Annotated in this window: 1 protein-coding gene; it reads right to left on the bottom strand. The window is 69.1% G+C overall.

The genetic code is table 11. The features are described 5' to 3' along the window. On the bottom strand, positions 1–440 hold a 440-nt coding region (locus tag AAH991_RS40265), incomplete at its 3' end, for a MaoC family dehydratase (protein ID WP_346231210.1). Positions 441–460 lie beyond the last annotated feature (20 nt).

Below are 460 nucleotides of genomic sequence, written 5' to 3'. Positions count from 1 at the left end.
ATCGCGCGGGCGACGCAGGCCGGCTTGGCCGCGCCGTCGATCTCGACGGTGAAGTCGAGCAGCATCTGCACGCCGTCGCCGGGAACGTCCTCGACGGAGACGACGGCGGCGCCGAGGCGGATCCTGGCCCCCACCTTGACCGGGCTGGGGAAACGGACCTTCTCCAGGCCGTAGTTGATGCTCATCGTCACACCCTGGATGTCGAGCAGCTCGCCGAACATCGGGATGACCAGGGACAGGGTCAGGTAGCCGTGGGCGATCGTGCCGCCGAACGGGCCGTCCTTGGCCCTGTCCGGGTCGACGTGGATCCACTGGTGGTCGCCGGTGGCGTCGGCGAAGGTGTTCACCCGCTCCTGGGTGATCTCCAGCCAGCCGCTGTGCCCGAGGTCCTTGCCGGCCAGCGCCCTGATCTCGTCGAGCCCGTACGCCGTGGTCGTCATGCGTCCGTCGTCCTCTCCTG

The sequence above is a fragment of the Microbispora sp. ZYX-F-249 genome (assembly GCF_039649665.1).
Lineage (GTDB): Bacteria > Actinomycetota > Actinomycetes > Streptosporangiales > Streptosporangiaceae > Microbispora > Microbispora maris.
The sequence above is the reverse complement of the archived record's forward strand: the minus strand, read 5'-3'. Positions and strand labels throughout refer to the sequence as shown.